The 17,124-nt window shown below is 69.3% G+C and carries 14 protein-coding genes; 8 read left to right on the top strand and 6 right to left on the bottom strand.

The window, feature by feature from the left end; translation table 11 throughout:
- The first annotated feature begins 8 nt into the window (after positions 1–8).
- Both guaD and BM388_RS07290 read left to right on the top strand, forming a co-directional pair.
- Positions 9–1,346 carry a guanine deaminase gene (gene guaD / locus BM388_RS07285; RefSeq protein ID WP_425431913.1) on the top strand — a complete coding sequence of 446 codons (1,338 nt, stop codon included), beginning with the start codon at positions 9–11 and terminating at the stop codon, positions 1,344–1,346.
- Positions 1,347–1,527: 181 nt separating this feature from the next.
- Positions 1,528–2,514 (top strand): cytochrome-c peroxidase, encoded by a 987-nt coding sequence (locus BM388_RS07290; protein ID WP_089848649.1) that lies wholly within the window; start codon positions 1,528–1,530, stop codon positions 2,512–2,514.
- Positions 2,515–2,628: 114 nt separating this feature from the next.
- Here the strand turns inward: BM388_RS07290 and BM388_RS07295 are convergent, their stop codons facing one another.
- The 6 genes from BM388_RS07295 to BM388_RS07320 form a co-directional block, all read right to left on the bottom strand.
- Complete coding sequence (locus tag BM388_RS07295) at positions 2,629–3,624, bottom strand: adenosine deaminase (protein ID WP_089848651.1); 996 nt, start codon at positions 3,622–3,624, stop codon at positions 2,629–2,631.
- A 27-nt stretch (positions 3,625–3,651) separates the two neighbouring features.
- Positions 3,652–5,406: a thiol reductant ABC exporter subunit CydC gene (cydC, locus tag BM388_RS07300; protein ID WP_089848653.1), complete on the bottom strand. Its 1,755-nt coding sequence runs from the start codon at positions 5,404–5,406 to the stop codon at positions 3,652–3,654.
- On the bottom strand, positions 5,399–7,093 hold the full coding sequence (cydD, locus tag BM388_RS07305; RefSeq protein ID WP_089848655.1) for a thiol reductant ABC exporter subunit CydD: 1,695 nt from the start codon (positions 7,091–7,093) through the stop codon (positions 5,399–5,401). The genes cydC and cydD overlap by 8 nt, the downstream gene beginning before the upstream one ends.
- Position 7,094: 1 nt before the next feature.
- Entirely contained in the window at positions 7,095–8,096 is a 1,002-nt protein-coding gene (gene cydB / locus BM388_RS07310) for a cytochrome d ubiquinol oxidase subunit II (protein ID WP_089848657.1), read from the bottom strand.
- A gap of 3 nt (positions 8,097–8,099) precedes the next feature.
- Positions 8,100–9,509, bottom strand: coding sequence for a cytochrome ubiquinol oxidase subunit I (locus BM388_RS07315; RefSeq protein ID WP_089848659.1), 1,410 nt, complete (start codon positions 9,507–9,509; stop codon positions 8,100–8,102).
- 263 nt (positions 9,510–9,772) lie between these two features.
- A complete protein-coding gene (locus BM388_RS07320; protein WP_089848661.1) occupies positions 9,773–10,756 on the bottom strand; it encodes a calcium/sodium antiporter in 984 nt (327 codons plus the stop codon).
- Positions 10,757–10,865: 109 nt separating this feature from the next.
- Here BM388_RS07320 and BM388_RS07325 point away from each other — a divergent pair, with 109 nt between their 5' ends.
- From BM388_RS07325 to BM388_RS07350, 6 genes are all read left to right on the top strand, one after another.
- On the top strand, positions 10,866–12,215 hold the full coding sequence (locus BM388_RS07325; RefSeq protein ID WP_089848663.1) for a paraquat-inducible protein A: 1,350 nt from the start codon (positions 10,866–10,868) through the stop codon (positions 12,213–12,215).
- Positions 12,212–13,912 (top strand): intermembrane transport protein PqiB, encoded by a 1,701-nt coding sequence (gene pqiB, locus BM388_RS07330; protein ID WP_089848665.1) that lies wholly within the window; start codon positions 12,212–12,214, stop codon positions 13,910–13,912. Before BM388_RS07325 ends, pqiB begins: the two co-directional genes overlap by 4 nt.
- On the top strand, positions 13,909–14,502 hold the full coding sequence (locus BM388_RS07335) for a PqiC family protein (protein WP_089848667.1): 594 nt from the start codon (positions 13,909–13,911) through the stop codon (positions 14,500–14,502). Before pqiB ends, BM388_RS07335 begins: the two co-directional genes overlap by 4 nt.
- Positions 14,503–14,642: 140 nt before the next feature.
- Complete coding sequence (locus tag BM388_RS07340) at positions 14,643–15,950, top strand: DEAD/DEAH box helicase (protein ID WP_089848670.1); 1,308 nt, start codon at positions 14,643–14,645, stop codon at positions 15,948–15,950.
- Positions 15,951–16,048: 98 nt separating this feature from the next.
- A complete protein-coding gene (locus BM388_RS07345; protein WP_089848672.1) occupies positions 16,049–16,549 on the top strand; it encodes a hypothetical protein in 501 nt (166 codons plus the stop codon).
- A 6-nt stretch (positions 16,550–16,555) separates the two neighbouring features.
- Complete coding sequence (locus tag BM388_RS07350; RefSeq protein ID WP_089848674.1) at positions 16,556–17,089, top strand: hypothetical protein; 534 nt, start codon at positions 16,556–16,558, stop codon at positions 17,087–17,089.
- Positions 17,090–17,124: the final 35 nt, after the last annotated feature.

Genomic DNA, 17,124 nt, shown 5'->3' on the forward strand with positions numbered 1-17,124 from the left:
CCGACGACATGAGCCTCGATGTGATGACCCCTGATACCGCGCGCGTGCTGCGCGCCGACCTGCTGAGCTTCGACACCGACCCCGGCGAGGGCGATACCCCCGCCGCGGGGAGCGTGCGCCATATCGAGGATGGCGCCCTGTGGATCGAGAACGGCCGCATCCGCGCGCTGGACGCCTGGGCGCGGCTGGCCCCCGACCTGCCCGAGGGCATCGAGGTCGTCGATCATCGCGGCAAGCTGATCGTGCCCGGCTTCATCGACAGCCACGTGCACTACGTGCAGCTGGAGATCATGGCCTCCTGGGGCCGCCAGCTGCTCGATTGGCTGAACGACTACACCTTCCCCGAGGAGTGTCGCTTCGCCGTTGCCGAGCACGCCCGGGCCCAGTCGGGGGCCTTTCTCGACGAGATGCTGCGGGTCGGCACCACCACCGCCCAGGTGTTCTGCTCGAGCCACCCCGGCTCGGTGGACGCCTTCTTCACCGAGTGTCGCGAGCGCGGCCTGCGCATGCTCGCCGGCAAGGTGCTGATGGATCGCCACGCGCCCGAAGCGCTGTGCGACGACACCCAGGGCGGCATCCGCGACAGCGAGCGGCTGATCAGCGACTGGCACGGCCGGGACCGGCTCGGCTACAGCCTGACGCCGCGCTTCGCGCCCACCTCCACTCGGGCGCAGCTCGATGCCACCGGGGGGCTTCTGCGCACCGACCCGAGCCTGTGGCTACAGACGCACCTCGCCGAGAACACCGGCGAGCTCGACTGGGTGGCCGAGCTCTTCCCCGAGAGCCGCGACTACCTCGAGGTCTACGAGCAGTCGGGGCTCGTCGGCCCCCGCAGCACCTTCGCCCACGGCATCCATCTCGACCAGGAGATGCGCGGTCGACTGGCGGCGCGGGGCGCCAACCTGGCCTTCTGCCCGAGCTCGAACATGTTCCTGGGCAGCGGCCTGTTCGACCGCCTCGCCGCCCGGGAGGCCGGCCTTGCCATCAGCTATGCCAGCGATGTCGGCGGCGGCACCGACCTCTCGGGCCTAGCCACCCTCAAGACCGCCTATCAGGTCGGCCAGCTGCGCGGCCAGCCGCTCACCGCCTGGCAGGGCTTCTACGGGCTGACGCTCGGCAACGCCCGGGCGCTCTCCCTGGACGACCACATCGGCAGGCTCGCCCCGGGCATGGAGGCGGACCTCGTGGTGCTCGACCCCGCCGCGACCCCGCTGATGGCCAGGCGCACGGCCAGAAGCCAGAGTCTCGCCGAGACGCTCTTCGCGCTAATGATGCTCGGCGACGACCGCACGGTGGCCGAGACCTGGAGCGGCGGGCGCCGAGCACATCGCCGCGACGCGCCTTAGCGACGCGCCTTAGCGACGCGCCCTTTGGCCGGCCCCGATCGACGCCTGGCTTGATGCAGGTCAATCATCCCTTTATCCGACCGCGGCGGCGGTTGATTCGCCGCGGGACTCGAGCGTTACTAGCTACATTAGTGCAATCCATTTTTGGCGTGCCCGAGTCACCAACGGAAGGGAATTTCTCATGCGCAAGCGCCTGCTGGTCAGCGCCATCGCTCTTGGCTCCACGCTCGGCCTCGTCGGCACCGCCCTCGCCGACGACGGCCTCGCCGACTACCGCGATCGCTTCGAGCCGCTGCCTCACCTGCCGAGCATTCCGGCCGACAACTCTCTTACCAAGGAGAAGGTCAGGCTCGGCAACATGCTGTTCTTCGAGCCGCGCATCTCCGCCAGCGGCGTGATCAGCTGCGCCACCTGCCATAATCCGGCGCTGGGCTGGAGCGACCGCATTCCTCGCGCCACCGGCCACGATGGCCAGATCGGCAAGCGCAATACGCCCACGGTGCTCAACGCCGGTTTCCTGGAGTCGCAGTTCTGGGATGGGCGCGAGCCCGACCTGGAAAGCCAGGCCCTGGGCCCGATCCAGGCCGATGTCGAGATGGCCATGGACCTGGAGGGTGCGCTCTCTCGCCTGGAGGGCTTCGAGCTCTACCAGCGTCGCTTCGCCGAGGCCTTCCCGGGCGACCCCGCGCCGATCAGCGCGGATCATCTCGCCGAGGCCCTGGCCAGCTTCCAGCGCACGCTCAACACGCCGGACTCGCCCTTCGACCGCTATCTGCGAGGCGATCTCGAGGCCCTGAGCGAACAGCAGAAAGCCGGCATGGCGGCCTTCGTGGACAGCGGCTGCATCGCCTGCCATCGCGGCGCGAATCTCTCCGACAGCCAGTTCCACCGCATCCAGGTGCCGGGCTCCACCGACGTGGGGCGCTTCGACGTCACCGGCGAGGAGAGCGATCGCCATCGCTTCCGCACCCCGACCCTGCGCAACGTGGCGGTGACCTATCCGTACATGAACAACGGCGCCACCGAGACCCTCGAGGAGGCCGTGGCCATCATGGGCCAGGAGATGCTCGGCCGAGATTTCGAGCAGGCCACCATCGACGACATCACCGCCTTCCTGCACAGCCTGACCGGCGAGATGCCTGACATCGAGGTGCCCGCCCTGCCCTGATCCCGATGGGCCGACACGCAAAGCCCGGCGAGGCCGGGGTTTTGCATTAGCGACAGGCAGGGACGTCAGGTCGTGACAGAGTACCGAATACAGGGTGTCGACGACGGAGTGCCGTCAGCTCACCTCGGCCAGCCGCCGCCGCAGCTCCTGGCGGCGCTCATCGCTCATGAAGGCGGCCTCGAGGGCATTATCGGCAAGCGCAACGAAGACCTCCTGCGACCAGCCGAAGGCCTCGTGGCAGGCCTCGAAATTGGGCAACATGCCGCCGCCGAAGTAGGCGGGATCGTCGGAGTTGAGGGTCAGGCGCAGGCCGGCCTCGAGCAGCTGCGGCAGGGGATGGTCGGCCATTCGCTCGACCACCCGCAGGCGCACGTTGGAGAGCGGGCAGACGGTGAGCACGATCTGCTCGTCTCGCAGCCTGGCCACCAGCGCGGGATCCTCCAGGCAGCGCACGCCGTGATCGACACGACAGACGTTCAGCAGGTCCAGCGCCTCATGGATGTAGGCGGGAGGTCCCTCCTCCCCGGCATGGGCCACGCGGGGAATGCCGAGCTCGCGGGCGAAGCGGAAGACTTCGGTAAACTTCGCCGGCGGATTGCCCTGCTCGGCGCTGTCCAGACCCACGGCGTCGAGCATCTCCCAATAGGGAGCGGCGCTCTCCATCACCGCCATGGCCTCCTCGGCCGGACGGTCGCGCAGGAAGGCCATGATCATCGCGCTGGACATGCCGAGCTCGCGCCAGGCCTCACGGCGCGCCAGGGAGAGCCCCTCCATCACCACCGGCAGCTCGATGCCCCGCGCCAGATGCGCCTGGGGATCGAAGTGCATCTCCACGTGCACGACGCCCTCGGCGCTGGCCCGGCGAAAGTAGTCCATGGCGAGATCATGGAAGTCCTCGGCAGTACGCAGCACGCTCATTCCCTGGTAGTAGAGATCGAGGAAGGACTGCAGATCGGCGAAATCATAGGCCTCGCGAACCTCCTCCACCGAGGCACAGGGCAGGCGGATCCCGTTGCGCTCGGCCAGGGAGAACATCAGTTCGGGCTCCAGCGAGCCCTCGATGTGCAGGTGGAGTTCGGCCTTGGGCAGGCGCCTGAGGAAGTCACGCATGGCACACCTCATGGAAAATGATCGGTCCTATCCTGAAACATCCTGACCATCCGTGCAAAGCGCACCTTCACGCAGGGTCAGGCGCTGATCGATGCCCGGCGGATCGACGGCCTCGCCGAGCTGGTGCACCAGGTAGATGACGCTGCGACCGGCAAGCCACCCGTCGAGACGGGCGGCCAGGCGTGCCGCGGTGGGCGCATCGAGCCCGGCGAAGGGTTCGTCGAGGATCACCAGGTCGGGCTCCCGAAGCAGCAGCCGGGCCAGGCCGACGCGTCGAGCCTGACCGCCGGAGAGCCGTCGTCCGCCCTCGCCCACCCGGGTCTCGAGCCCCTCGGGCAACGCGTCCGCCCAGCCGGCGAGCTCGACCATCGACAGCACCCGCCACAGCCGCGCCTCGTCCGCCTCGGAGTCGCCCAGGCGCAGGTTGGCGGCCAGGCTATCGTCGAACAGCTCCACCTGCTGGGTGAGGCAGGCCACCCGCTGGCGCAGCGTCGCCTCGTCGATCGCCTCCACGGGAACGCCGCCGAGAGTGATTCGCCCGGCGCTCGGGGCGAGCTGGCGCGTGAGCAGCTGTGCCACGCTGGACTTGCCGGCGCCCGAGGCACCGCAAAGCGCCAGTCGCTGGCCCGCCGGCAGCGAGAGGTCCAGCGCAGTGAGCGCCGGCTGCAGGGCGCCCGGATAGTGCAGGTCGACCGCATCGAGGGTCACATCGAGAGGCCCAGGGTGCGGCGCCTGTCCCGCGGCGCTCGTCTCGCACGAGACGGCGGCGGCGCTCGGGCGGCGGGCGGCCTCCAGGGCGTTGAGGCGCTCGGCGGCGGCCCGCGTGGCGCCGAGCCGGGTGAAGGCCATGGGCAGCGCGGCTAGCGCCTCGTTCAGCGCCATCACCGCCAGCGGCATCAGCACCATCACCGGGCCTGAGAGCGCCCCGGCCTGCCAGGCCAGGGCCGCCAGCACCAGCACCGCGAGCCAGGTGGCGCCGACGGCGAATCCCGCCAGGGCCGAGCCTAGGGCCGCGACCCGGGCCAGCCGCCACTGATCGACCTGCAGGCGACGCTCGATCGCCTCTAGCCGCGCGCGGTGGGTGGCCAGACTGCCGTAGGCCTCGAGCTCGGCGAGCCCCCGCAGGTGCTCGAGCATCCGGCCACGCAGCGCCTCCAGCGCCTCGACCTGACCGCGGCTCGCGGCCATGCCGCGCCGGGCCTGGCCCAGGGTGAGCCACAGCCAGGCCGACAGCAGCAGCGCGAGCGCGACAAGGCCGGCCCGGGGCAGCCACAGGGCGAGCAGGCCCGACAGCGCCAGGATGGCCAGCAGCGCCACGCCGGCCGGGGCCACGAGGCGCAGGTAGAGGCCGTCCAGGGTGTCGATATCGGCGGTGAGGCGATCGAGCCAGTCGCTGGCGCGACGCCGCGACAGGGTTCGCCCGTCGAGCCCGGCCATCACGCCGAACAGGTGACCACGCAGATCGGCCAGCAGGCGCAGCACGGTATCGTGGTTATAGAGCCGTTCGACGTAGCGCGAGACGGTGCGGGTAACGGCGAAGAAGCGTATCCCGCCGCCGGGCACGTACACGTCCAGAAACGCCGAAAGCCCGGCAGCGAGGGCCAGGCCGGTCAGCGCCGTGGCGGTGATGAACCACCCCGAGAGCGCCAGCAGTCCGATGCCTGCCGCCACGGTGAGCAGCATCAGGCAAGCTCCGACGAGCAGCCGGCCGCGACGGCGATCGAGCAGCCGCCACCAGGGACGCAGAGTCGTGATCAGTGAGGCCTCTCGCACGTCAGGCATCGACGGACTCCCGAACGGGGGCGGCCTCGAGCGCCAGCCGACGATCGGCCAGCGCCAGAAGCGCGGGATGGTGGGTGGCGATGACCAAGGTGCGCCCCTCGGCGGCCAGCCGCCCCAGGGCCTCGATGACCCGCGCCTCGGTCCGGGCGTCCAGGCTCGCGGTCGGCTCGTCGAGCAGCACCAGCGGCGCCGGAGATAGGAACACTCGGGCGAGTGCCAGGCGCTGCACCTGCCCCCCGGAGAGGCCCTCGCCGCGCTCGCCGAGCGAGGTATCGAGCCCGTCGGGCAGGCGCTCGAGCAGCTCGGCAAGCCCGGCCCGGCCTAGCGCCGAGCGCATCTGCGCCCCGCTTACCTCGGGTGCGGCCAGGCGCAGGTTGTCGGCGAGGCTCCCCTGGACCAGCAGCGGGCGCTGATCCAACCAGGCGAAGCCGGCATCGGCGGCCAGGCGCCGCTCGCCCTTGGTCGGGGCGATGAAACCCGCCATCACTTGCAGCAGGCTCGACTTGCCGGCCCCCGAAGGCCCCGTCACCACCAGCGTCTCGCCGCGCGCGAGGCGAAGGTCCAGCGGCCCCAGAACCCGGCCGCGCCCAGCGTGGGTGAGCGTGACGGCCTCGAGTTCGAGCAGGCTGTCGGGCGACATCGGGCGCACAGGCTCGGCTGCCTCATCGGCGCCGCGTCCGGCGTCGGGCGTCTCCTGGAGCAGCGTCACCAGGCCAGCGGCGGCGCCCAGAGCCGCCGCCCGGTCATGATAGTGCTGGGCGAGGCTTCTCAGCGGCTGGAAGAACTCCGGCGCCAGCAGCAGCACCAGCAGGCCGGTGAAGAGCGTCAGCTCGTCCGCCGGCCCGTACTCGATATAGCCAAGCAGCCCGAAGCCGACATAGATCGCCACCACGGCGATGGCCACCGAGGAGAAGAACTCCAACACCGCCGAGGAGAGGAAGGCCAGGCGCAGGGTGCGCATGCTGCGCCGCCGATAGTCATCGGCCACGGCCTCCACCTCCCGGGTCGCCTGGGCGGTGCGCCCGAACAGCTGCAACGTGGTGATGCCGCGTACCCGATCGATGAAGTGCCCGGCCAGGCGCGCCACGGCCACGAACTGCTCCTGGTTCAGGCGCTCCGCGCCCATGCCCACCAGGGCCATGAACAGCGGAATCAGCGGTGTAGCGATCAGCAGGAAGAGCGCGGCCAGCCAATCGAGCCAGGCCACCACCGCGAGGATCATCAGCGGAACCGCTACCGCCAGCATCTGCTGGGGCAGATAGCGCGAAAAATAGCCGTCCAGGGCCTCGACCTGGTCGACCAGGCGCTGGGCGAGCCCCGCACCGTGATGAGCGGTGAGGCGCAACGGGCCCAGGCGTTCCAGATGATCGAGCAGCTCGGCGCGGGCTCGCCGGCGGATGCGCAGGCTGGCCGCCTGGCCGGCCACCTCCTGCCCCCACTGGGCCAGGGCCCGCAGCGGCAGGACCGCCATCAGGCCCAGCAGCCAGGGAACGAGCTCATCGAGCGCTCGCTCATCGACCAGCAGAGCGCTGATCAGGGCGGCGAGCAGTGCCATCTGGACGATGGTCGCGACGCCGACCGCCCCGCCGGCCAGCAGGGCTAGGCGCTGATAGCGGCGCTCGCCGGCGGCGAGTCGCGACAGCCACGCCCGGGCCGAGGGCCCGGGCGCTTCGGCTTTGGCCCTCACCTCAGTGATAGCCCTCGCCGGGGCGGACCTTGCCGCGGAACACCCAGTAGGACCAGGCGGTGTAGGCCAGCACGATGGGGATCACGAAGAGCACGCCGATCAGCAGGAAGAGCTGGGAGCCCGGGTCGGAGGCGGCGTCCCAGATGGTGTAGTCCGGCGGCACGATGACCGGCCACTTGCTGACCACCAGCCCCAGGTAGGTGAAGAGGAACAGGCCCAGGGTGGCAATGAAGGGCTGGCCCTCGCGGCGCTGGAGAACGGCACGCCACAGCAGGCCCGCACAGGCCAGCGCCAGCGCCGGGAAGATCCAGATCAGCTGCAGATGGCCGAACCAGCGATCGCGCACGCCGACATCCACGAAGGGCGTCCAGAGGCTGATGATCAAGAACACGCCGAGTACCGCCAGCAGCAGGCGCGGAGCGAGACGGTAGGCCCACTCCTGGAGCGCGCCCTCGGTCTTCAGGATCAGCCAGGTGGCGCCGAGCAGCGCATAGCCGGCCATCAGCCCGAGGCCCGTGAGCACGCTGAACGGCGTCAGCCAGTCGAACGGGCCGCCGACGTAGACGAAGTCCTCGACGGGGAAGCCCTGGATGTAGGCCCCCACCACCACACCCTGGGCGAAGGCCGCCACGGCGGATCCCCAGCAGAAGGCGCGGTTCCACCAGTGGCGGTTGCGGTGAGACTTGAAGCGAAATTCGAAGGCGATGCCGCGGAAGATCAGCCCGGCGAGCATCAGGAAGACGCCGAGGTAGAGCGCCGGCAGAAACACCGAGTAGACCAGTGGGAAGGCGCCCAGAAGCCCCGCCCCGCCCAGCACCAGCCAGGTCTCGTTACCGTCCCACACCGGGGCGACCGTATTCATCATCACGTCCCGTGACTCCTCGTTCGGGGCGAAGGGAAAGAGGATCCCCACGCCCAGATCGAAGCCGTCCATCAGCACGTACATGATCACGCCGAAGCCGATGATCACGGCCCAGATAATGCTCAGATCGAACATGGCCATGGTTCAGTTCCTTCCCGGTTGGCTGGAGGCGTCCTCGAAAGGCACGTCGGCGGCAGAGAGCGGGCGCTTGGGCCGGTGCACCTCGTCGCCGTGGGCGGTTTCGGGCAGCATGCCCTGGCGCACCACGCGGGTGAGATAGTAGACCCCGCAGAAGAACACCACCGCGTAGACGGCCATGTAGCCGATCAACGTGAACAGGGCCATGCCCCCGGTCAGCGAGGGCGTCAGCGCCTCGGCGTGGCTCATCAGGCCGTAAACCACCCAGGGCGCGCGGCCGGTTTCGGTGACCACCCAGCCGGCCAGCACCGCGATGAAGGGTGTAACGGTCATCACGCGCATCAGCTGCAGGAAGCCGCGATGCTCATAGACCCGGCCGCCACGGCGCAGCCACAGGCCGACCAGCGCCGCGCCGATCATGGCAAAGCCGAGAGCCACCATGATGCGGAACGACCAGAAGACGATCCAGACCGGCGGCTGCTCCTCGGGAGGCACCTCGCTGATGCCCGGCACCTCGCCCTCGGCGTGGTGGGTCAGGATGATGCTCGCAAGGCTCGGAATGCCGATCTCGAAGCGGTTCTCCTGAGCTTCCTGGTCCGGCAGGGCAAACAGCAACAGCGGCGTGTTCGAGCTGCGCTCCCAATTGCCCTCCATGGCGGCCACCTTGGTCGGTTGGTGCTCCAGGGTGTTGAGGCCGTGGAAGTCCCCCACCACCGCCTGAGTCGGCGCCAGCACCAGTAGCAGCCACAGGCACATGGAGAGCGCCTTGCGGTTGGCCTCCCGGTCGCGCCCGATCAGCAGGTACCAGGCGCTGACCCCCGCGACCACGAAGCCGCCGGTCAGGAACGAAGCCAGCACCATGTGAGTGAAGCGATACGGGAAGGAGGGGTTGAAGATCGCCGCGCTCCAGTCAGTGACGTGGAAGCGCCCGTCGATCAGCTCTACGCCAGCCGGGGTCTGCATCCAGCTGTTGGCCGAGAGAATCCAGAACGAAGAAATGAACGTGCCGATGGCAACCATGATGGCGGCGAAGAGGTGCACGCCTTGCGGCACCTTGCCGCGTCCGAACAGCAGCACGCCAAGGAAGGCCGCCTCCAGGAAGAAGGCCGTGACCACCTCGTAGCTCAGCACCGGTCCCAGGAAGTTCGACGCCGCAAAGGAAAAGTTGCTCCAGTTGGTGCCGAACTGGAAGGACATGACGATACCCGAGACCACACCCATGCCGAAGACCACGGCGAAGACCTTGGTCCAGAACAGCGCGAGGCGGTCCCAGGCAGGATTTTCCGTCTTGAAGAAGAGCCCGTTCAGCAGGGCGATGTAGGACGCCAAACCGATGGTGAACACCGGGAAGATGGCGTGAAAGGCCACCACGAAGGCAAATTGCAGCCTCGATAGCAGCAGGGGATCCAGTTCCATGAGGCACTCCTCGTTCCTGCGGGTCGTGGGTACGGGATGCGTCGGGCACTGGACGTGCTCTTGTGCGTGGGGCTTTGACACCCTGCCGCATTCTGATCGATCGGAGAACGGTCACTCAACGTAGATGCTCGGCCTCAGGGGTGGTGAGATCGAAATCGAATGACCTTATTCTCATAATCGTCAAGCCATCATACTCCTCGGACTCGTCCCGGGGGGAGACAGTTCGCGACATCATGGCGTGTCGCGTTGTCGCAGCCCGATCCTCAGGATGTGCCGCCTCGGGCCACCAGGCTGATCATGTACGCGGTGTAGCCGATGAACATCGCCAGCAGCACGGCGCCCTCGACGCGGTTGATGCGCCCTGCCCGGCTGCGCCAGCCCATGGCGAAGATCGCCAGCATCACGGTCATGACCATCATCAGGCTCCAGTCGCGCAGCAGCACCTCGCGGCCGGCCTCGATGGGCGCGATCACCGCGGCCAGGCCCACCACCCCGAGGGTGTTGAAGAGGTTCGAGCCCACCACGTTGCCGAGCACCAGGTCGTGCTCGCCCCGGCGCAGCGCGCTGATCGAGGAGGCGAGCTCCGGCAGCGAGGTGCCCACGGCGACCACCGTCAGGCCGATCACCAGGTCACTGACGCCGAACCCCTGGGCGATGGCCACCGCCCCCCACACCAGCACCCGCGAGCTTGCCACCAGCAGCACCAGGCCCACCCCGGTCCAGACCAGGCCGGCCTTGAGCGACATGGGGTGCTCCGCCAGGCTCTCCTCGGTCTCGGGCCCCAGCACATCACCGCTCTGGCGCAGGCCGAGATAGATGCTGTAGCCGATGAAGGCCGCCAGCAGCACCAGCAGCAGCGCGCCCTCCAGACGCTCGATCATGCCGCCCCACAGCAGCGCGGCGGAGCCCAGGGTGACGGCGCCGAGCACCGGCAGCTCGCGACGCACCACGCCGGAGTGCACCGCCAGCGGCGAGATGAGCGCCACCAGGCCCAGGATCAGGCCGATATTGGCGATGTTGGAGCCATAGGCGTTGCCCAGCGCCAGGCCGGGGTTGCCCTGGCTGGCCGCCAGGGCGGAGACCACGAGCTCCGGGGCCGAGGTGCCGAAGCCGATCACCAGCATGCCGATCAGCAGCGGCGATAGCCCCAGTCGCGCCGATGTCGCCGCGGCCCCGTCGACGAAGCGCTCGGCGCTCCACACCAGCAGGACCAGGCCTGCCAACACCGCCATCGCGGGCACGATCATGTCATCTCCTCCTGAACATTCAGGCGTGCATGTTTGACTATGGTGCCCCCCGCGTCAACGTGACACACTTTCCGCGTGTCGACTTCATCGCCAGGAGACCCTCATCGCCGTGCCCAGGCCTGCCCTACGCGCCCCCAGCCTGCCCCGGGGGACCCCGCTGGTGGATCGCTCGCCGCCGGAGACGCGCACCTCACTGCGTCGGCTGCGCGCCTGCCACGAGTGCGACTGGCTGACGGCGCTGCCGCCGCTGCACGGCGGTGAGAAGGCCGAATGTCCGCGCTGCGGCCACGTGCTGGCTACCCGCCACCACCGCCCGGCCCAGCGCAGCATGGCGCTGGCGCTTGCCTCGCTGGTCGCGCTGGCGCTGGCCGTCTCCTTCCCCTTCATCAGCTTCACCGTCAGCGGCATCGGCAATCGCATCGAGCTGACGCAGACCGCCACCACCCTGATCGGCTTTCACCAGCCGCTGGTGGCGATCGCGGTGGTGCTGACCATCGGCGTGCTGCCCGCCGTCTACCTGGTGGGCGTGGTGTGGCTGCAGGCCGGGCTGCTACGCGGCGATCCGCTACCGGCCAGCCGCAGCATCGCCCGCTCGCTCTCGCATCTTCACCCCTGGATGATGGCCGATGTCTTCATCGTCGGGGCCCTGGTCAGCCTCATCAAGATCGCCGGCATGGCCGAGGTGGGGCTCGGCATCTCCTTCTGGGCCTTCTGTGCCTTCGCCCTGCTGCTGCTGCTGACCACCCAGTCGCTGGACGCCGACTGGATGTGGTTCTCCCTGGTCGGCGAGCCCCTGGCCCCGGAGGGCGCGCGCACCGGCGAGACCGCCGCCCCCCAGGGGCTGGCCGGCTGCACCACCTGTGGCCTGGTCAACCGCCTGGACGGCGAGGGCCACGGCCGCTGTCGTCGCTGCGGCGAGCGCCTGCATGCCCGCAAGCCCGATAGCCAGCAGCGCACCTGGGCGCTGCTGGCGGCCGCCACCGTGATGTACCTGCCGGCTAACCTCTACCCGATCATGACCACCACGAGCCTCGGCCATGACACCCCCTCCACCATCATCGGCGGCGTGGTGCAGCTGATGCAGATGGGCTCCTGGCCGGTGGCCGTGGTGATCTTCGTCGCCAGCGTGATCGTGCCGGTGGGGAAGCTGGTGGCCCTGGCCTGGCTGTGCCTGGTGGCCAAACGCAGCAACGAACTCAACGCGGCGACCCGCACGCGGCTCTACCGCCTCACCGAGTTCATCGGCCGCTGGTCGATGGTCGATGTCTTCGTGGTGGCGATCCTGGTGGCGCTGATCCGCGCCGGTGCGTTGCTGTCGATCTCCCCTGGCCCCGCCGCCCTGGCCTTCGCCAGCGTAGTGGTCATCACCATGCTCGCCGCCATGACCTTCGACCCCCGAATGCTCTGGGACGCGCCGCTGCCGCGTGACGCCCGACCCGCCCAAGGATACTCGCCATGACCGACACCCCCGCCCCGTCCGAGCGAGACGGGCACCGCGCCCGCGCCACGCCCCAGGCGCGGCTGTCGCCGATCTGGATCGTGCCCATCGTGGCGATCCTGATCGGCGCCTGGCTGGTCTTCGACAACTACCGCAGCCGCGGGCCGGAAATCACCCTGATCACCGACAGCGCCGAGGGCATCGAGGCGGGCAACACCCTGATCAAGACGCGCAACGTCGAGGTCGGGCGCGTCGAGCGGGTGCACCTCTCGGAGGACCTGAGCCGCGCGGTGATCACCGCCCGCATGAGCCCGGACAGCGACGACATGCTGGTCGAGGACAGCCGCTTCTGGGTGGTCAAGCCGCGCATCGGCCGCGAGGGGATAAGCGGCCTGGGCACGGTGCTGTCCGGCGCCTACATTCAGCTCGAGCCGGGCCAGAGCGAGATCGACGCTCGGGAGTTCGAGGTCAGCGACCAGCCGCCGGTCTCACCGGCCGGCGCCAAAGGCTTGCGCATCAACCTGATCAGCCAGCTCGGCAACGCGCCTAGCGTCGGCGACCCGGTCACTTTCCAGGGCCTCACCGTCGGCCGCGTCGAGGAGGCCAACTTCGATGGCACCACCCGACGCATGCACCATCGCCTCTTCATCGAGAGCCCCTACCACGACCTGGTCACCGACGGCACCCGTTTCTGGGCCGCCAGCGGCGTCGACCTGCGTCTCGACTCCGAGGGCGTCCGGGTCAACATCGACTCCCTGGAGGCGCTGCTCGGCGGCGGCGTCACCTTCGGCGTGCCCGAGGATCTCCCCCAGGGCAGGCCGGTGGAGGCGGACACCACCTTCACCCTCCACCCCGACGAGGAGAGCGCCCGACAGGGCACCTTCAGTCGCTACCTGGAGTACGTGCTGCTGATCGAAGACACCGTGCGCGGCCTCTCCCGGGGGGCGCCGGTGGAGTTTCGCGGCGTGCGCGTCGGCACCGTGGCTACGGTGCCCTGGCAGTTCAGCGCGCCCCAGCCCGATTCCCGCGACAATTTCGCCATCCCGGTGCTGATTCGCATCGAACCCCAGCGCCTGGGCGTCGATGCCGAGTCCCTCGAGCTCGAGCAGTGGCGGGAGCGCTTCGAACGGCTCTTCGGGCTAGGCCTCACGGCCTCGCTGAAGAGCGGCAGCCTGCTGACCGGGGCGCTGTTCGTCGACCTCAACTTCCAGCGCGACGAAGCGGGTTACGCCGAGATCGACTACGTCGCCGAGACCTTCGCCGAGCGCACCGTCTTCCCCACGACCTCCAGCGGCTTCGCCCAGATCGAGGCGCAGGTGACGGCCCTGCTCGACAAGCTCAATGGCCTGGAGCTCGAGCCGCTGCTGGCCGGGCTAGATCGCAACCTCGATGCCTCAGAGGCCACCCTTGAGCAGGTCAATGCGCTCACCGAAAGCGTCCGCGGCCTGGTCGAGGACCCCGGCATGCGCGAGCTGCCCGGCAACCTCAATGCCACCCTCGAGGCGCTGCGCACCACCCTCGAGGGCGTGTCGCCCGAGTCCCGCGCGTACCGCGACGTCAGCACGACCCTCGCGCAGCTCGAGCGGCTGCTGCGCGACCTGCAGCCCACCGCCCGTACCCTGCGCGACAATCCCAGCGCCCTGCTCTTCGATCGCCTGGACACCGAGGACCCGATCCCCCGGGCGCCGACCTCCCCCCAGCAAGGAAGCTCGCCATGAGCGCCATCAAAGCCCTTGCGGCCGCCCTGGCCGCGCTGTGGCTGGCCGGCTGCGCCACCGATGCCCCGCCGTCCAACCGCTACACCCTCCCCGATGACGCCATGGCGGCCCCCACTGGCGTGGCCGGGGCCGAGGCCGCCCACCGGCTGCGCGTGGCCCCGCCGACCCTGGCGCGCTTCCTCGCCGTCGACGGCCTGGTGCTCAAGCTCGACGACATCACCCTCAACGAGGCGAGCGGACACCTGTGGGCCGAGCCCCTCGGCCTGCAGCTCGAGCGCCGCCTGAAGGGGCGTCTGGCCATACGCCTGCCGGATACCCGGATCATGGGTGAGGCCGCCGGCGAGCCTAGGGAGCAAGCCGCCACCCTGCGCCTGACGGTGGACCGCTTCCACGGCCGCTTCGATGGCCAGGCGGTGGTGGCGGGCCAGTGGCAGCTCAACGACGCCGAGGGCGAGCTGCTGGCGCTCTCCCCCTTTGCGGTGGAGGTACCCCTGGCGCGGGACGGCTATCCCGCCCTGGTGCGCGCGCTGGGCCGCGGCTGGAACAGGGTGGTCGACGAGATCGCCGGAGAAATCAAACGGCTGCGTTAACTCACGCGCTATGGCATACTGCGCGCCACGCGGCGATCGATGGTCCCTCCTGCCGCGCCAGATTCCTTTTCCACGCCTTGGCCAGGGACTGACCACGTCGACACGACGCGGCGCGACCAAGGCGTCTCTGCGGAGACCGCATGACCTTTTCCGACCTCGGCCTGCGTGCCGAACTGCTCCGTGCCGTCGAGGCACAGGGCTATACCACCCCGACCCCGATCCAGCATCAGGCGATTCCCGCCGTCCTCAAGGGCGGTGACCTGCTGGCCAGCGCCCAGACCGGCACCGGCAAGACCGCCGGCTTCACCCTGCCGATGCTACAGCGCCTCGCCGACGGCCCGCGCCCGGCGGCGCGCCAGATCCGCGCCCTGGTGCTGACGCCGACCCGCGAGCTCGCCGCCCAGGTGGGCGAGAGCGTGGCCGACTACGGCCGTCACCTGACGCTCAAGTCCCACGTGATCTTCGGCGGGGTCGGCCAGCAGCCTCAGGTCGACGCCATCCGCAAGGGTCTCGACGTTCTCGTGGCCACCCCCGGCCGCCTGCTCGACCTGCAGCAGCAAAAGCACGTCGACCTCTCCAAGGTCGAGATCCTGGTGCTCGACGAAGCCGACCGCATGCTCGACATGGGCTTCATCCACGACATCAAGAAGATCCTGCGCGTGCTGCCCGAGAAGCGCCAGAACCTGCTGTTCTCGGCCACCTTCTCCAACGAGATTCAGGCGCTCGCCAACAAGCTGCTCGACGATCCGGCGATGATCGAGGTGGCGCGTCGCAACACCACCGCCGAACTCGTCGACCAGGCAATCTACCGCGTCGATCGCGAGAAGAAGCGCGACCTGCTGGCGCACCTGATCACCCGTCATGACTGGCAGCAGGTGCTGGTGTTCACCCGCACCAAGCATGGCGCCAACCGCCTGGCCGAACAGCTGTCCAAGCAGGACATCCCGTCCATGGCGATCCACGGCAACAAGAGCCAGTCGGCGCGCACCAAGGCGCTGGCCGCCTTCAAGACCGGCGACCTGCAGGTACTGGTCGCCACCGACATCGCCGCCCGCGGCCTGGACATCGAGGAGCTGCCCCACGTGGTCAACTTCGAGCTGCCCAACGTGGCCGAAGACTACGTGCACCGCATCGGCCGTACCGGCCGGGCCGGCAGCGAAGGCAAGGCGGTGTCGCTGGTCTGCGTCGACGAGCACGGCCTGCTCAAGGGCATCGAGCGACTGATCAAGCGCGACCTCGAGAAGCGCATCGAGCCCGGCTTCGAGCCCGACCCCGACGCCAAGCCCGAGCCGATCGAGAACGGCCGCGGCAAGCGCGGCGGCGGTGGCGGCCGCAACGGCCAGGGCCAGCGTCGCCAGGGCCAGGCCTCCGGCCAGCGCAGAGGCGGCGACGAGGCCCGTGCTCCCAGACGCCAGCGCGGCGGCCGTGGCGGCTCGCGCCAGGCCTGACGGGCTGCCTGGCGGGCTACATCAAGATATGGGAATGTAGTCCGCCGGGCGTCGCGTCATCGACTGCCCCCGTCCACCCTCTACGTCAGGATGCCTCCATGGATGACACGACCCTGATCAGCGACTACCGGCGCTGGCTGAGCTTCCAGCATCAGGCCCGGCTCGACCGTGAGCACCAGGCGGCGAGCCAGCGACTCGAGACGTCGAAGGTCTCCGCCACGCGCATGACCGAAGCCTATCGCAGCATGGCCGAGAAGGGCGCCAGCGAAGGCGCCAGCTATCGCACCCTCTTCCTGCGCGATCACGGCGATACGGCACTGGCCTGCGAGGGCTGGCTGTTCGTGCGCCGCGTGCTGGCCGAAGGCGGATCCACCCGGGTGCGCGCCACCCTGCTGACCACCTTCACCCTTGGGTCGGGCCGCCTCGAGCCCGGCAGCCAGCCGGCCGAGAAGCTGACCCTGGAGATCTTCGATCAGCTGAATATCGATCGCGGCATGAGCAGCGTGGTGCGCGTCGACCGCACCGATGGCGGCCGCGACACGCGTTTCATCACCCTGCTCGACACCGTGCGAGGCGATCTGCGCCGCCATATGGTGTAGCCCGACATGCTCAAGCTGAAACGACTGTTCCACCGTCCTCCCGTCAAGGTCTGGGTCATCAAGCAGATCGATCGAGACCTGCTGCACCTGTGTGGCCAGGCCGAACTGGATCCCAAAGCCAAACGCAAGCAGGTACTCGCCGAGCTGGCGCGCGGCGAGTATCGGGGTGCCGTGCGCATGGCGGGGGGCGGCCTGGTCTTCAATGCCCGGCTGTTCGCGGCGCTGATACCGCTGGACGAGCTGACGCTCACCGACGATGGACAGGCCCGCTGGCGAGAACGCCTGTGGCGCGTCAGCCAGGTGCCCCAGCGCTGCTGGAGCTTCGAAGGCTCCCTGATCGCCGAGCCGGCGAGCCATGTCGGCGGCTCGGGCCTGGTCAGCAGCGAGGATGTCTCGGGCATCCGCTCGCGCATCGATCCCGATACGCCGACGCTTCCCGGCGAGGTCACCTTCCGGGCCGAGGACGAGCTCGAGGCGCCCGAACCGTTCGACTCGCGCTACGCTACCCGGTCGCTGAAGCGACGCGGGAGGCACCATTAGGCCACTTGATACCGACGCCGCGCGCCCCGAGGTTC

This window comes from Halomonas saccharevitans, from assembly GCF_900116405.1.
Lineage (GTDB): Bacteria > Pseudomonadota > Gammaproteobacteria > Pseudomonadales > Halomonadaceae > Halomonas > Halomonas saccharevitans.

Coding starts and splice junctions, on each gene's coding strand:
- BM388_RS07345 (WP_089848672.1), top strand. CDS start 16,049: ATGGATGACACGACCCTGATCAGCGACTACCGGCGCTGGCTGAGCTTC.
- BM388_RS07290 (WP_089848649.1), top strand. CDS start 1,528: ATGCGCAAGCGCCTGCTGGTCAGCGCCATCGCTCTTGGCTCCACGCTC.
- cydC (WP_089848653.1), bottom strand. CDS start 5,406: ATGCCTGACGTGCGAGAGGCCTCACTGATCACGACTCTGCGTCCCTGG.
- BM388_RS07320 (WP_089848661.1), bottom strand. CDS start 10,756: ATGATCGTGCCCGCGATGGCGGTGTTGGCAGGCCTGGTCCTGCTGGTG.
- guaD (WP_425431913.1), top strand. CDS start 9: ATGAGCCTCGATGTGATGACCCCTGATACCGCGCGCGTGCTGCGCGCC.
- pqiB (WP_089848665.1), top strand. CDS start 12,212: ATGACCGACACCCCCGCCCCGTCCGAGCGAGACGGGCACCGCGCCCGC.
- BM388_RS07340 (WP_089848670.1), top strand. CDS start 14,643: ATGACCTTTTCCGACCTCGGCCTGCGTGCCGAACTGCTCCGTGCCGTC.
- BM388_RS07295 (WP_089848651.1), bottom strand. CDS start 3,624: ATGCGTGACTTCCTCAGGCGCCTGCCCAAGGCCGAACTCCACCTGCAC.
- cydB (WP_089848657.1), bottom strand. CDS start 8,096: ATGGCCATGTTCGATCTGAGCATTATCTGGGCCGTGATCATCGGCTTC.
- BM388_RS07350 (WP_089848674.1), top strand. CDS start 16,556: ATGCTCAAGCTGAAACGACTGTTCCACCGTCCTCCCGTCAAGGTCTGG.
- BM388_RS07315 (WP_089848659.1), bottom strand. CDS start 9,509: ATGGAACTGGATCCCCTGCTGCTATCGAGGCTGCAATTTGCCTTCGTG.
- BM388_RS07335 (WP_089848667.1), top strand. CDS start 13,909: ATGAGCGCCATCAAAGCCCTTGCGGCCGCCCTGGCCGCGCTGTGGCTG.